Origin of the sequence: Pseudocnuella soli (genome assembly GCF_004347775.1) — a bacterium.
In the GTDB taxonomy this organism is placed as follows: Bacteria; Bacteroidota; Bacteroidia; order Chitinophagales; family Chitinophagaceae; genus Flavisolibacter; species Flavisolibacter aquaticus.
On the sequence record NZ_CP037755.1, the window covers coordinates 4,420,426 to 4,435,367 of the forward strand.

The window sequence follows — 14,942 nt, forward strand, 5'->3', positions numbered from 1 at the left end:
TTCGGCTTTTCGTTTTGCCCCACCATTGGCATAGATTTATGAGCGTATACCGTTCAATCCCTAAAACATCGTGCAAGAATTACAACAATCCAAAGGATATAAGATCGTCAATAAATGGCTGTCGGCGCAGGGCTTCAAGCCTTTTGCATTCCAGCAGGAAGCTTGGCAATATATCCTGGGCGGCCGCAGCGGACTGGTAAATGCACCCACGGGCATGGGCAAAACATACTCCGTGTTTTTGGGCGCCGTCATTCAATTCATCAACCACCATCCTACCGATTACCAGAAAAAAAGCAAGAATGGATTGCAGCTGATTTGGGTCACACCACTGCGGGCACTGGCCAAGGACATCGGCCGCGCTATGGAAGAAGTAATTGCTGAACTGGGCATGCAATGGCAGGTGGGCATCCGCAATGGCGATACCACTATGGCCGAACGGCAGCGGCAAAAACGGCAGGTACCCGAAGTGCTCATCATCACCCCGGAAAGCCTGCACCTGATGCTGGCACAAAAGGGGTATGCAGAAGTTTTTAAAAGCCTTAAAATTTTAGCGGTAGACGAATGGCACGAACTATTGGGGGGCAAGCGTGGCGTGCAGGTAGAATTGGCCATTAGCCGCATCATACATTGCACTAAAAGCGATGAAACAAAGGAAGTAACAACATCTAAAAAATCCGCGGCTTCCAAAAAACCCAGGACCTCTCAACTGCCAACCCCCAACTCCCAACTATCCCTCTGGGGCATCTCTGCAACCATCGGCAACCTACACCAGGCTATGGAAGTTTTATTAAAACCGCTGGGCGATGTTGAGCCGGTAATTGTACGGGCCAAAGTGGCCAAAAAAATAGAGATTGAATCCATTCTGCCCGACGAGATTGAAAAGTATCCCTGGGCGGGTCATTTAGGCATCAAGCTGGCGCAAAAAGTTTTGCCCATCATCGATAGCAGCCGCACCACGCTTATTTTCATCAACACCCGCGCCATGAGTGAGATATGGTATCATAGCCTGCTCACCATTGCACCCGAGTTGGCCGGCGCCATTGCGTTACACCACGGCTCCATCGAACACGAGTTGCGCAACTGGGTGGAAGAAGCCTTGCATGCAGGCAAATTAAAAGCCGTAGTTGCCACTGCATCGCTGGATCTGGGCGTCGATTTCCGACCGGTGGAAACTGTTATACAGGTGGGTTCGCCAAAAGGCGTTGCCCGCTTTTTACAACGTGCAGGCCGCAGCGGCCACAGCCCCGATGCGGTGAGTAAAATCTATTTTTTACCAACACACTCCCTTGAACTAGCCGAAGCTGCTGCACTGAAAGCCGCTGTGGGCGATGCCGGAATTGAAAGCCGCGAACCGCTGTTGCTTTGTTATGACGTGCTCACACAATACCTGTGCACGTTGGCAGTATCGGATGGCTTTCGTCCCGATGAAATATTTAAGGAAGTAATCAGCACGTATTGTTATACCGATCTTACCCGCGACGAGTTTGACGAAATCCTTCAATTCATCACCGCAGGCGGCACTGCATTGCAGCAATACGATGAATACAAAAAGGTGGTGGTAGAAGATGGGCTGTACAAAATAACCAGCCGCCGAATTGCCATGCGCCACCGCATGCATATTGGTACCATTGTGTCGGAAGCGATGTTGAAAGTAAAGCTAACAACAGGCGGATACATTGGTATGATCGAAGAGTTTTTTATCAGCCGCTTGGAGCCCGGCGATGTGTTTATGCTGGCCGGCCGCCAGTTGGAACTGGTGAACATAAAAGACATGACGGTGCTGGTAAAAAAATCAACCGCAAAAAAGGCGGTGGTACCCAGTTGGGGCGGCAGCCGCATGTCGATATCGCAAAGCCTGGGTACCCGGCTGCGCCAAAAACTGGATGAAGCTGCGGAGCAGGTGGAAGAAGGCATCATTTCAGAAGACCAGGAGTTGGAAGCGCTGTTCCCGCTGTTTGAATTGCAGCACCGGTTATCGCATATTCCGCGCAGCAACGAGTTGCTTATTGAGCAAATTGAAACGAAGGACGGATTCCATCTTTTTGTGTACCCGTTTGAAGGCCGCCTGGTGCATGAAGCAATGGCGGCATTGCTGGCCTACCGCATTGCGCAGCAAACGCCCATTACCTTTTCGCTGGCCATGAACGACTATGGTTTTGAGCTCCTCTCCGACCAGCCCATCCCGGTGGATGATACAAATGTGTACGAGCTGTTTACTGCCGACAATTTACTGGCCGATATCCAGCGCAGCGTGAATGCCACGGAGATGGCTAAACGAAAATTTAGGGACATTGCGGTGATCGGTGGATTGATCTTTACCGGCTACCCCGGCGAGCAAAAAAAAGCCCGTCATCTGCAAGCTTCTGCGGGCTTGTTGTTCAATGTGTTCAACGAATACGATAAAGGAAATGTGCTGTTGCGGCAGGCTTACCAGGAGGTATTTGACCAGCAAATGGAAGAAGTGCGGCTGCGCCAAACATTACACCGCATCCAGCATTCTAAAATTGTGCTCACTTTCCCCAAACGACTGACGCCGCTATGTTTTCCCATAAAAGTAGACAGCATGCGGGAAGCATTGAGCTCAGAAAAATTGGAAGACCGGGTTCGGAAAATGCAACAGCAATTGGCAAGGGAGTGAGAATTATTAATTATGGATTATTAATTATTTGAACTTCCTTTTTCATTCATGACGATCAAGTTAATTCGGGTAATTGCGTTCTGCAGTTTTGTATTGCATTTTAATTGGGCGTAGCCCATACCTGTCGGTAGCAACACAATGATTTTCTTATTAAATTTTTCCCGTTAATCGTAGATCAACCCTATAACAAAGAAGTTCACAAAGCGAGATGTAGCACAGGTTTGGGCTACGCCCAAAATAATACCATCTTTTAGTTTTATTGCTATAAACAGGTTTGAGCTACACCCATTTTTTTATTTAATGATCGTGCTCTTCCTTTAGATCTATTGAACGAAATCATTTCGCCACCTGGTCACCAAAACACCATTATGAATTCTTCATTCATAACTCTTCATTCTTTTCCTTGTTCGCAATTATCCATCAAACTTCCTCTGTTCATCTGTTCCTTGTACCTCTGTTCGACATTCACCCAAACTTCCGGGCATAAAAAAGGGGCCGTGAGATCACGGCCCCGCCCTTGTATATGCAAATGAAAATGAGAAACTATTGTTGGTTGTTTTGCTGCGCCTGCTGCAGGCCGCTTTCAAAACCATTACCGGTTTGCTGCATTTGTTGTTGCTGATCTGCAACCACTTTGTTTGCAGTAAAGAATTCCACTTTGGTCTTCTCCTTTTTATTCTTGGTTTTCACCTTTACTTCTGCAGTGTTGTCCTCAGGTGTAGTACCTGCACTCAGCGCAAATACACCAGCAGGATCTGCATCATTGAATGGTGTACCCAATGCAACGTTCAATACGTTGGTAGCAGGGTCAAAAATCAAAGTGCCTTCCGGAACCGAAGTACCCAGGTCGGTTTTCTGTGCAATGATGCGGTAGGTTGCAGGCGATTTTTTCAGGTATGCTTTGATGCGTCCCTGAGGCATACCTTCAATCCAAACCATTCCCTTGTTCACTGAATCCAAAGTGATGGTTACGTTTTGCGCTGTAGCAACAGCAGCATCAGTACCTACTGCAGTTGTAGTTGCATCGGTAGTAGTAGTTGTTGTTGCGGCCGCGTCGGTGGTTACAGTTGCGCTAGCATCTGCATTTGTTACCAGTTGGTAACTACCCAGCACAGGATAAATTTTTTCGATGGTTAAGGGTGCAGGCATGGGCTGCAATTTGTACTTGGCCGCAATGGAATCGCGGGTAGAATAACTGCCATAGGCATTCAACTTTTTAGTTGTGTCGGTGGCAGTGGTTGTGCCCATTGTACCAGCGGTACCGGTTGAGTCCTGGGCCTGAGCAGCCGAAAAAATTATAGTGGCTGTAGCTAAAAATAAGGTGCTTTTCATACGTTAGCTGATTAGGTGTTTCAAACGAGATTCGGCCCATGTAATACAATATTGTGCCAAAAATGCAAATCACTGATTATCAAACGCCATCGAATAGCGATGTGGGCCAAACAAACCCACTTACGGGTGTAAAACAGGTTGACTAAGTATGTGCCAGAATGTAATTTTTCAATTACAATAGTTGAGCATTACATTCAAACAAGGCTAGCAGCATTCGTTAAGCACAAGCCTTTCGCTATTTATATAAATCCCGCTCATTTTATTACATCCATTTTGTAAAACAACCCATACCAAAACAGCTATGACCGGCAGCCTGCCAATTCTTTTTTTGAACCAATACCGATATCTGTTAAATTCCGTGCGACGGGCTGTTTCCATCCTATCTTTGCAGCCGTTTTTTTAGCGCAAATACATGAAACAAACTAAGCCGAAAAAAACCACTGCTCCGGTGGTACAGGATGAATTTATTGAAGTGTTGGGAGCAAGGGAGCACAACCTGAAAAACGTTGATATTTCCATACCAAAAAATAAGCTGGTGGTCATCACGGGCATCAGCGGCAGCGGCAAATCGTCGCTGGCATTTGATACCATTTATGCCGAAGGGCAACGCCGGTATATGGAAACATTTGGTGCTTATGCCCGCCAGTTTATTGGCGAAATGGAGCGCCCTGATGTAGACCAGATCACAGGCCTTTCGCCGGTGATTTCCATCGAGCAAAAAACCACCAACAAAAATCCACGGTCAACCGTAGGCACTGTTACCGAGGTGTACGATTTTTTGCGCCTCCTGTATGCACGTGCAGGCGAAGCGTACTCGTACAACACGGGTAAAAAAATGGTGAAGTGGAGCGAAGATGAAATTGTAGGCAACATTTACAAACGCTTCAACGGGCAAAAAATATCCTTGCTGGCGCCATTGGTTCGCGGCCGCAAAGGACATTATCGTGAGCTGTTTGAAGAAATGCGCAAGAAGGGTTTTTTGAAAGTGCGGGTAGATGGCGAAATAAAAGACCTGGTGCCCAAAATGCAGGTAGACCGCTATAAGATTCACGACATTGAATTGGTAGTGGATCGACTGAAAGTTACCGCCGACCTACGTACCCGTGTAAGCCAAAGCGTGCAGCAAACATTGAAGACAGGTAAAGACCTGATGTTTGTGTCGGTGGAACCGGAAGGGAAAAAAGAAGCGGCTGTGGTGGCCTATTCGCGCCAACTAATGTGCGAAGACACTGGCCTTTCTTATGAAGAACCTTCGCCCAATACATTTTCATTCAACTCCCCGTACGGCGCTTGTCCTACCTGTAAAGGCCTCGGAGAAGTGTATCGCGTTGATAAAAGTGCAGTGATACCCGACGACTCCCTGAGCCTGAATGAAGGCGGCATTGCGCCACTGGGCGGCGAGCGGGAAGCACAGATATTTAAACAGGTTCAGGGCTTTGCCAAAAAGCAAAAGTTCAGCATGGACAAGCCCGTTCGCGACCTGCCGCAATCGGCCATCAATTTTATTTTGTTCGGATCGGAAACAGAGCCAACTGCGGAAGCCTGGGAGTTTGATGCCGACCCTGATAACACCGTTTACGATGGTGCTTTTGAAGGTGTGGTAAACCTGGTAAAACGCTGGTTTGCCAGCAGCACATCAGAAGCCATCCAACGCTGGGCCGAAGGCTTTATGGAACTGGCCACCTGCCCTACCTGTGCGGGCACACGCTTGAAAAAAGAAAGCCTTTGGTTTAAAGTGGCAGATCGCAACATTGCCGAACTCAGCAACCACGACCTGGTACAACTCATCCAATTTTTTGAAGGCATTGAAGAACGCCTGACCGAACGCCAGCAAGTTATTGGCCGCGAGATCATTAAAGAGATCAAAGAACGGCTGCAGTTTTTGCTGGATGTGGGCCTTACCTATCTCACACTCAACCGGCCTACCCGTACGCTAAGTGGCGGCGAATCGCAGCGCATCAGGCTGGCTACGCAAATTGGTTCGCAGTTGCAGGGCATTACCTACATTTTGGATGAACCTTCTATTGGCCTGCACCAACGCGATAACCACCGGCTGATTACTGCGTTGCAAAACCTGCGGGATATCGGCAACTCGGTGATCGTTGTAGAGCACGATAAAGACATCATGCTGGCTGCCGATCACCTGGTGGATGTAGGCCCCAAAGCGGGCTGGCATGGTGGCCGCATCATGGCGCAGGGCACACCTGCCGAAGTGCTTGCCAGCAACACGTTGACTGCTTCATTTTTAAACGGTCAACGCGAAATTGCTGTGCCCAAACAACGGCGTGCAGGCAACGGAAATACGGTTGAATTAAAAGGCGTATCGGGACATAACTTAAAGAATGTTTCCGTCAAGTTTCCGTTGGGAAAATTCATTGTAGTTACCGGCGTTAGCGGCAGCGGAAAATCCACTTTGATTACTGATACTTTGTATCCCATTCTTTCAGTGCATGCCTACGGTTCGCGGATGACACCGATGCCGTACAAATCCGTAAGTGGGCTCGAGCATATCGATAAAGTAATTGAAATCGACCAGTCGCCCATTGGCCGTACACCGCGCAGCAACCCAGCCACCTACTGCGGATTTTTTACCGAAATAAGACAACTGTTTGCATCGATACCCGAGGCAAAGATCAGGGGCTATAATGCAGGGCGTTTTTCGTTCAATGTAAAAAGCGGCCGTTGCGAAGTGTGCGAAGGCAGCGGTATGCGCACCATCGAAATGAATTTTTTGCCCGATGTCTATGTGCATTGCGAAAAGTGCAACGGCAAGCGCTACAATCGCGAAACGTTGGAGATCCGTTACAAAGGAAAAAGTATTTCCGATGTATTGAATCTTACGGTTGAAGAAGCAGTGGAGTTCTTCCAAAACGTGCCCTACCTGTATCGTAAAATAAAAGTGCTGGAAGACGTGGGCCTGGGTTATATCACCTTGGGCCAATCGGCGGTAACGCTGAGCGGTGGCGAAGCACAGCGTGTGAAGCTGGCAACCGAACTGGCAAAAAAAGATACCGGCAAAACATTTTACATACTCGACGAACCCACTACCGGTCTTCATTTTGAAGATATTCATCACCTATTGGAAGTGTTGAACAAACTGGTGGATCGTGGCAACACGGTGCTGGTAATTGAGCACAATATGGACGTGATTAAAGTGGCTGACCACATCATCGACCTGGGGCCGGAAGGCGGCAGCGGCGGTGGTAAAATTTTATACACCGGCACACCGGAAGGATTGCTTAAAGTAAAAGAAAGCTTTACAGGTAAATACCTTAAGGAAGAACTGAAGTGATGTCGGATTTTGGGATTGCGGATTTCGGAATATTGAAGATCAGAAACGTTTTCAATTAGGATACACTTCCGAAATCCGCAATCGCCAATCCGCAATTGCATTTTATAAAAAAGGCACCGCCTGTTCAGGCGGTGCCACTCTGGTAAGAAATATTGCAATGCGTGTTTAATAAAATTGCTTAGGGTACTTTGATAGGGAACGGATTAGGTTTTTTCAACCAGGAATTGAATTTTATTAAGCGCTTGTTTTGTTACCTGAGTAAAGAAATTATAAGTGGTTTGAAATGTTTTGGGTTGCGGCTTTAAATCGTTTTATGTTTTGCATGCACTGAAATTTTTCCCTGCTCTACACCTTCATCATGCAGGAATACATCATAGCTGTACTCACCGTTTTTAAGTGCGTTGACACTGCGGATGGAACCGGGCAGCAACAGGGCATGATACACCATATTGCCCGACACATCAAACACGTAAAAGTGCAGCGTTTCCTTTGTTCTTGATCGCACCACCAGGTTACCGGATGCTGTGCTGCTGCGCAGTTGTATCAAAGCCTCCTTTTGCCGGCACACTTCCACTTTGATCAATGCAGGATCTTCCGTTGCAATTGCATTTGATCCGGCAAATAACAACAGCAATAACAATAACTTCAACGTTTTCATGTGCGGGTTAGCTTCGGTTGACACAGGGTGCGGGCAGGGCTTACATGCAGTAGCTTAAGCCCTACACCGTACCGTGTGGTGCGATAGTGATACAGGTTGATGAATACTATTAATAAAATGTAGGACAACGCATCATCCGTGATGCACGACTGGCCGGAGAATTAGGATCGGCCAGGCGCCAGCCAAAGCGAACAGTACTGGAAAAGAATGCGTCGTTTTGTTTTGGATTACCACGTTGCTCATTCAAACTTGGTGTGCTACCACGTGTAGCGGCACTGGTAAGGTTTTCGCGAAAGTGCATCTGGCGAGCCATGGTTGCCTGCGCCGGAGTCAGATAATTCCGGAACAGGTTTGCATCGATATAATTGGTGCTCACATCGTCGATATAATCGGTGAATGTTGTACGGTGCAAAATTTCCATACCAATATACTTGTTGCCACCAAAATAATACTTGGCACCAAAGCCTATAGGTACGTGCATTTGGGTAAGTTTATAAGGCTTGCGGTCGGGATACTCCATCATGCCTTGACCTTCTAGGCGCAAGGGCTGCAGGTCTACCCAGGTCCTCGTTCCATTAGGTGCAATGTATTCACCTTTAGGATTGAAACGGAACATACCGATTCCAATCAAACCATACGGGCGGAGTTTACCATTTAATTCGTCATACTGTTCCAGAAAAACAGTTGGATAAATTTCCAGTGCAGTATAGGCTTCAAAAATAGAAGACTTGAACTGCAGGTTGCGCAGTTTACGCGACTCTTCATGACTGCCCTTGCTTCTGATCACGCTATCGTATCCCTCAACATTGCTGTGGTTTACTGCAACGCGAACGCCAATCCATTCAGTTGGATAAAAGTTTGCAAATAAACCTTTTGAAAGCTTGGTCAGTGGAAGATTTACATCCTTTAGAAAGGTTTTTCCCTTTCCATAGTTACCACCAAGATCGCCCAAAAAAAACATGGGTCCGAGGCCGATGCCTACTTCAAATTTGCCATTGCCGGTGGAAATAGATTGTGACTTCGCAAAAAGGGAGAAGAGTGAGAAGGCAACAAATAGCGCCCATGCACGTACGCCGGGTACAATTGTTTTCATAAGATTTGGTTTGCAGTTTTAACTAGGATTTGGATAACAGCACTAAAGTAGGGCTTCACATAAATACAGACAAAAATTTGCCGCGATTATTTTTTAATATAAGTAAATATCCTAAGCGTTTTTACGAATGCAACCCTTGCATTTCAGACTAAATACGCATAAAAACAAATTTTGACATCAGGCTGCATCAATTTCAACCCTTTCAAAAAACACCATTCAACGCTATTAATGCCCTTGCTTCCTGATCATATAAATATGCTCAATGCCGTCTTCCAGGTAAACATCACTCACCTGCTCAAATCCAAACGATTCATAGAATTTTTTCAGGTACAGTTGCGCACCGATTTTGATATTGCCGGCACCAAAAAGCGCCTCCGTCTGCCGGATAGATTCCTGCATCAATAAGCGGCCGCCACCGGCACGGCGCACCACCGGCGATGTCACCACGCGGCCAATCGAAGCCTCATTATATATAACACCGGGCGGCACCAGCCTGGTGTACGCTACAAGGCTTCCCTCGTGCACGCCCAACAGGTGCCAGCATTGCTGGTCATAATTATCCATATCTAAAAACACGCAGTTTTGCTCCACCACAAATACTTCGCTGCGCAGCCGCAGTGCGGCATACAGTTGCTCCACGGTAAGTTCGTTAAACGGAACACAGGTCCATTGAATGTTCATAAATCAATTGGTTGATGCGCAAAGCTAAGGCCTGCAACTGCACGGCAGCAGCAGATGCCATACATTTGAAACATGAGCATTGAACCGGGCCTGTTTGAGGCAAAGGCCGCTACCATTAAAAGAGGGAATATCACCGTGCTGCAAGGTTTCAACTGGTGCATCGGCAGGGGCCAGCAATGGGCTATTACCGGTCCGTCGGGTTGTGGCAAAACCAGTTTGTTGCTGGCCATGGCGGGCAAATTATTTACTACCGGGCAGCTAACATTCAGTGAGGGCGTAAAGGTGGTGTATGTGCCGCAGCAACACCGGTTTACCAATCTATCGCACACACAGGATTTTTATTACCAGCAACGCTTCAACTCGTTTGATGCGGACGATGCGCCAACTGTTGATGCTGCTTTCCCGCATTTGTTTGACAACTCCGAAAAACTCTTCGATCTAAATGCATTGTTTCATTTGGAAGAGATCCGCCACCGTCCATTGATCCAACTTTCCAATGGTGAAAACAAAAGACTGCAACTGGCCCATGCACTATCGCAGGAGCCTACCATGTTGTTACTTGACAATCCATTCACAGGCTTGGATGCTGCCACCCGAACTACGTTGGAAACTACACTAACGCTTGTTGGCAATCATGGCATTGCGGTAGTAATCACATGCCCGCCGCAGCGCATCCCGTCGTTTATTACCCATGTGTTAAACATAAATACACCAGACAGCACCGAAGTGTACGATGCGGCAACATTTACAAAAACACAACAACACCAGCAAGAAATAATGCTACCGGCTGCGCCGCAAGCCTTGCTCGCCGCACCTGCATGGCCCGAATTTGAATTTGCGGTAAACATGCAGGATGTGCATGTACAATATGGCGAAAAGCTGGTGTTGAACGCTATTTCGTGGCAAGTGCGCCGCGGCGAACGATGGCTGCTTGCTGGCGCCAATGGTGCCGGCAAAAGCACGCTGCTGAGTCTTATTACCGGCGATAACCCGCAGGCATATGCCAACGAAATTTACTTATTTGATAAAAAGCGCGGCAGCGGCGAAAGCATTTGGGACATCAAAAAAAACATTGGCTACGTTTCACCGGAATTGCATCTTTATTTCGACAGCAGCGCCTCTGTTTATGATACCATTGCCTCGGGCCTGTTTGATACCATTGGGCTGTTTCGCAGGCTTACAAAAGAGCAGGAACAAAAGGTGCAATTGTGGCTAGAGTTTTTAAGCCTGGATAAAGTCAAGCATCGCCTGTTGCACCAATTGCCGCTGGGCCTGCAGCGACTAGTATTGCTGGCAAGGGCACTCATCAAACATCCGCCATTGCTGGTGCTTGATGAACCATTACAAGGTCTTGATGCGGCGCAGATCATTTTCTTCAACAGAGTGGTGGATGCGCTGTGCACAGCAGGTAACCAGACACTAATCTATGTGTCACATTATGCAGATGAATTGCCCCAAAGCATAGAACATCATTTGAATCTCCATAACGGAAGCATTGCTCCGTTATAAAAAAAGCCGCATGTTGTTGCATGCGGCTTTTTTGTTTGCAAACAATATATTCAACGCCCTACTGCAGGCACTACCGGCAGGCTTTCGTTTCCATCGGCACTAACCGATTGCACGGCAAAAAAGTAATTGTCTTTTGAATAAGGCAATCTTATCGTGGTGTCTTGTGTAAAGAACTTCTTCTGCCACATAGGCGCACTGGTTTCCCGCATCAAAATGTAATAACCCGAAACGTTGCCAGTAGCTGGCTTTTTCCAAGAGAGCAGCGTGGAATTGGTCAATTCTTTTACATCCACTTTTACCTCCAGTGGTGAAGCAGGTGCTTTTGCCAAATTGGCTAACGTAGCCAGGTTTACCGCCGTGTTTTTGCGCAGGTATTCAAAGTCCATGAACTTGGCATGATCGCCAAACTCTACTCCTTTTTCAATACGCAAATCCTGATGCTGGTGATTGAAGTTTTCGTTCATCTCGGTAAGGCGCACTGCAGCAAAGCCACGCTGCACAAAAGGCGTATGATCGCCACCGCGTAGAAAGCGGTCGTTGCGGTACACCAGCTTTATTTCCAGATGATCCACATAACGTTCGCCAGTTTCTTTTACATAACGGGCCAGTTGCCGTGGCCGCCCATCGTTTTCCAATCCCATGTTGCGGATGTTGGCAGTGGCTTTGTCCATTTCGAAAGCGGGCAGTCCTTCACTAAATACCCGCAGCTTTGTATTGTCGATGATGCCTGTTTCGCTGCTGTTGTTGCTGCCCATAATATCGTTGTTCAACAGGGCATCAATATTCCATCCCTCTTTCTTTGCTTTTTCGGCTAAAAAGCCGGCACCCAACAAGCCTTGTTCCTCGCCGCTTACCGCCACAAAAATGATGGTTGCAGGAAAAGAACTTTTACTCATGATGCGGGCACATTCCATCATTGCAGCTACGCCGCTGCCATCGTCGTTGGCGCCTGGTGCATCGCTTTTGGCATTCATCACATCGCTTACGCGGCTGTCGATATGTCCCGAAATAATGTAAATACGCTTATCAGCAGGATCGGTGCCCTTCAGTACGCCCATTGCATTTCCGAGCAACGTAGCCTGGCTGATGCGGCGGCCATCGGGCTGCAACGTAATGGTGTCTACAAATGCAGTCATGCGGCCACCGGAAGCTTTGCCCCATTCATTGAACTTTTGTACCACCCATTCCCTTGATGCACCAATGCCGCGCTTTTTATCAGCCGCCGACGCTGTATGGCGTGTACCAAAGCTTACGAGCTTATCTACATAAGCCCGCAACGAATCGGCAGAAACTTGTTTTACCATGGCCTCAATGGCTGCATCGCGGCGAACAATGGTTTGTGCAAATGACTGTTGTATGCAGCCCAGCGCCGACACACAAAAAACAAACAAATATTTTCTCATGTAGTGTTGTTATAAACAATTCAAAAGTAAAAATGCAACAGGCAAAAATTGGGTGATGGTGCAATAACAAAAGTGGAATCTAAAAGTTTGCGAAGAAGCTAAGACGAAGGCACTTTGTATCGTCAGGCAACCTGTTTTGACTTTTTACTTTTGCCTTTTGCCTTTTGCCTTAACCCTAATATCCATATTTATCCTTCCACCGGCTGCGCAAAAATTTACGCAGTTCTTCCTCCCTTGCATTGTTACCGGGGTCGTAAAACTTGGTACCTTTTATTTGATCGGGTAAAAACTCCTGCTCCGCAAAATTGCCTTCAAAACTGTGGGCATATTTATAGTCTTTGCCATAACCCAAATTTTTCATCAACCCGGTTGGTGCATTGCGAATGTGCAGCGGCACGGGCAGATCGCCATGTTTATGTACAGCTGCAATGGCTTCGCCAATACCCATGTATGATGCGTTGCTTTTGGGAGAAGATGCGAGGTAAGTGGCACACTGTGCAAGTATAATTCTTGATTCAGGGTAACCAATTTTATTCACGGCATCAAAGGTTGCATTGGCCAGCAGCAACGCATTTGCATTGGCGTTGGAAATATCTTCCGAAGCAAAGATCACCATGCGGCGTGCAATGAACTTTACATCCTCCCCGCCTTCAATCATGCGGGCCAGCCAATACAGCGCACCATTGGGATCGGAGCCGCGCATGGATTTGATGAACGCTGAAATAATATCGTAATGCTGCTCGCCGGTTTTATCGTACAGGGCAATGCGTTGCTGCGCAATGCGCATTACTTGATCATCGGTTACCACAACAGCTTTTTGTTCCGACGCTAATGTATTTACCACCAGTTCAAAAAGGTTGAGGAGTTTGCGGGCATCTCCACCCGAAATGGTGCGCAGTGCTTCGGTATCTTGTATGGAAATGGCCAATGTTTTCAAATGCTCATCGCGTTGCACGGCCAGTTGCAACAAATTGTCTAAATCAACGTCGGAAAGTGATTTTAATACATATACCTGGCAGCGGCTGAGCAAGGCGCTGTTTACCTCAAACGAAGGATTTTCGGTGGTGGCGCCAATCAGCGTAACAGTGCCTTTTTCTACCGCACCCAACAACGCATCTTGCTGGCCTTTATTAAAGCGGTGTATTTCATCAATGAATAAAATAGCACCCGTCAACAGCTTTGCCTGCGCTATTACTTCCCGCACTTCTTTTACACCAGCCGAAATAGCACTCAATGTAAAAAACGGCGCATTGAGTGTATGTGCAATAATGTTGGCAATGGTGGTTTTACCGGTGCCCGGCGGGCCCCACAATATCATCGACGGGATCTTTCCCTGCTCAATGGCGGTGCGTAAAATACTGCCCTTTCCAGCCAGGTGTTGCTGGCCAATGAGGTCATCAAGTGTTTGTGGCCGGAGGCGTTCTGCAAGTGGTGCCGCATTCATGCATTAAAGGTAATGGCAGCAGCCGGTTGTTGATGAAAACAGGCGCCGTCACTATCACATATGTTTTTGCAAAAACGCTTCAATGCGGTCGAACGAATCGGTGAGTGTAGCGCCATACCAACCGTGGCCAGCATTGGGGTAAACGACCAACTCGTTGGGCACATTTGCCGCATTCAATTTCCTTTCCAGCAAAAGCGACTGGCTTTTGGCCACTACCGGGTCGGCGCTGCCCTGAAAGATGAGTGTGGGCGGTGATTGCGGCGATACAAAATAGGCCGGGCTCGACTGCTCGTACACTTCCGGTTTTTGATCGGGAGTCGTGGCCGTTAATGCCTGCATCAAAAACGGGATCATGTTGTGCCAGGGCTTGCGGTACATTTCAGTAAGGTCGGTTGGACCAAAAAAATCAACCACCGCTTTTACCTTGATGGGCGCATTGTATTTATAGGCCTGCAACATGCCCAGGTGCGCCCCTGCCGAAATACCCAACACCGCTACATCATTTTTACTGATGCCCCATTCCGCACTGTTTGCTGCAATAAATTCAAACGCCTGTTGCACATCCTGCTCCTGTGTTGGAAAAATATGATTGCCCGAAACGAGCCGATAATCGAGGTTGAAAATAGCGTAGTCGGGCAGGCGGCGTTTAAATGAATCGATGTACGTTACCAGGTCCGATTTGGAGCCCGAGTTCCAACCACCGCCGTGCAAGAGCACAATGGATTTGGTGCTGGCTGCCGAGCGGCCTGCCGGCAGGTACACATCCATGCGTTGTAAGGAGTCGGGGCCATAGGATACATTCAATTGTTTTACGGGTTCGGAAAAGCGAGGCGTAGCAACAATCGCTTCATTGGCTTGCTGCTGGCAAGAGGTAAAAAATGACATTATAGAA

General features: G+C 47.6%; 10 protein-coding genes. 3 read left to right on the forward strand and 7 right to left on the reverse strand.

The features are described 5' to 3' along the window. Nucleotides 1–70 precede the first annotated feature (70 nt). Nucleotides 71–2,638, forward strand: a complete 2,568-nt coding sequence (locus EPD17_RS18130) for a ligase-associated DNA damage response DEXH box helicase (RefSeq protein ID WP_132055916.1) — start codon at nt 71–73, stop codon at nt 2,636–2,638. A gap of 543 nt (nt 2,639–3,181) precedes the next feature. Here the strand turns inward: EPD17_RS18130 and EPD17_RS18135 are convergent. After that, entirely contained in the window at nt 3,182–3,970 is a 789-nt protein-coding gene (locus EPD17_RS18135; RefSeq protein WP_132055917.1) for a hypothetical protein, read from the reverse strand. A gap of 412 nt (nt 3,971–4,382) precedes the next feature. Between EPD17_RS18135 and uvrA the strand changes: the two genes are divergently transcribed. Beyond that, on the forward strand, nt 4,383–7,262 hold the full coding sequence (gene uvrA, locus EPD17_RS18140) for an excinuclease ABC subunit UvrA (protein WP_132055918.1): 2,880 nt from the start codon (nt 4,383–4,385) through the stop codon (nt 7,260–7,262). Nucleotides 7,263–7,563: 301 nt separating this feature from the next. Here the strand turns inward: uvrA and EPD17_RS18145 are convergent, their stop codons facing one another. The 3 genes from EPD17_RS18145 to EPD17_RS18155 all read right to left on the reverse strand — a co-directional run bounded on the left by EPD17_RS18145 (nt 7,564) and on the right by EPD17_RS18155 (nt 9,694). Beyond that, on the reverse strand, nt 7,564–7,920 hold the full coding sequence (locus EPD17_RS18145) for a hypothetical protein (protein ID WP_132055919.1): 357 nt from the start codon (nt 7,918–7,920) through the stop codon (nt 7,564–7,566). Nucleotides 7,921–8,029: 109 nt separating this feature from the next. Further along, nucleotides 8,030–9,013 carry a hypothetical protein gene (locus tag EPD17_RS18150; protein ID WP_132055920.1) on the reverse strand — a complete coding sequence of 328 codons (984 nt, stop codon included), beginning with the start codon at nt 9,011–9,013 and terminating at the stop codon, nt 8,030–8,032. A gap of 225 nt (nt 9,014–9,238) precedes the next feature. Continuing rightward, nucleotides 9,239–9,694 (reverse strand): GNAT family N-acetyltransferase, encoded by a 456-nt coding sequence (locus EPD17_RS18155; RefSeq protein ID WP_132055921.1) that lies wholly within the window; start codon nt 9,692–9,694, stop codon nt 9,239–9,241. A 72-nt stretch (nt 9,695–9,766) separates the two neighbouring features. Between EPD17_RS18155 and EPD17_RS18160 the strand changes: the two genes are divergently transcribed. Continuing rightward, nucleotides 9,767–11,203, forward strand: a complete 1,437-nt coding sequence (locus EPD17_RS18160; protein ID WP_132055922.1) for an ATP-binding cassette domain-containing protein — start codon at nt 9,767–9,769, stop codon at nt 11,201–11,203. A gap of 50 nt (nt 11,204–11,253) precedes the next feature. On the opposite strand, the gene EPD17_RS18165 is transcribed toward EPD17_RS18160, so the two are convergent. The 3 genes from EPD17_RS18165 to EPD17_RS18175 form a co-directional block, all read right to left on the reverse strand. Further along, entirely contained in the window at nt 11,254–12,606 is a 1,353-nt protein-coding gene (locus tag EPD17_RS18165) for a M20/M25/M40 family metallo-hydrolase (RefSeq protein WP_132055923.1), read from the reverse strand. Nucleotides 12,607–12,781: 175 nt separating this feature from the next. Continuing rightward, complete coding sequence (locus EPD17_RS18170; RefSeq protein WP_132055924.1) at nt 12,782–14,050, reverse strand: replication-associated recombination protein A; 1,269 nt, start codon at nt 14,048–14,050, stop codon at nt 12,782–12,784. Nucleotides 14,051–14,104: 54 nt separating this feature from the next. Further along, nucleotides 14,105–14,935: an alpha/beta hydrolase gene (locus EPD17_RS18175; protein ID WP_165929659.1), complete on the reverse strand. Its 831-nt coding sequence runs from the start codon at nt 14,933–14,935 to the stop codon at nt 14,105–14,107. Between the last annotated feature and the right edge of the window lie 7 nt (nt 14,936–14,942).

Coding starts and splice junctions, on each gene's coding strand:
- EPD17_RS18135 (WP_132055917.1), bottom strand. CDS start 3,970: ATGAAAAGCACCTTATTTTTAGCTACAGCCACTATAATTTTTTCGGCT.
- uvrA (WP_132055918.1), top strand. CDS start 4,383: ATGAAACAAACTAAGCCGAAAAAAACCACTGCTCCGGTGGTACAGGAT.
- EPD17_RS18145 (WP_132055919.1), bottom strand. CDS start 7,920: ATGAAAACGTTGAAGTTATTGTTATTGCTGTTGTTATTTGCCGGATCA.
- EPD17_RS18150 (WP_132055920.1), bottom strand. CDS start 9,013: ATGAAAACAATTGTACCCGGCGTACGTGCATGGGCGCTATTTGTTGCC.
- EPD17_RS18155 (WP_132055921.1), bottom strand. CDS start 9,694: ATGAACATTCAATGGACCTGTGTTCCGTTTAACGAACTTACCGTGGAG.
- EPD17_RS18160 (WP_132055922.1), top strand. CDS start 9,767: ATGAGCATTGAACCGGGCCTGTTTGAGGCAAAGGCCGCTACCATTAAA.
- EPD17_RS18165 (WP_132055923.1), bottom strand. CDS start 12,606: ATGAGAAAATATTTGTTTGTTTTTTGTGTGTCGGCGCTGGGCTGCATA.
- EPD17_RS18170 (WP_132055924.1), bottom strand. CDS start 14,050: ATGAATGCGGCACCACTTGCAGAACGCCTCCGGCCACAAACACTTGAT.
- EPD17_RS18175 (WP_165929659.1), bottom strand. CDS start 14,935: ATGTCATTTTTTACCTCTTGCCAGCAGCAAGCCAATGAAGCGATTGTT.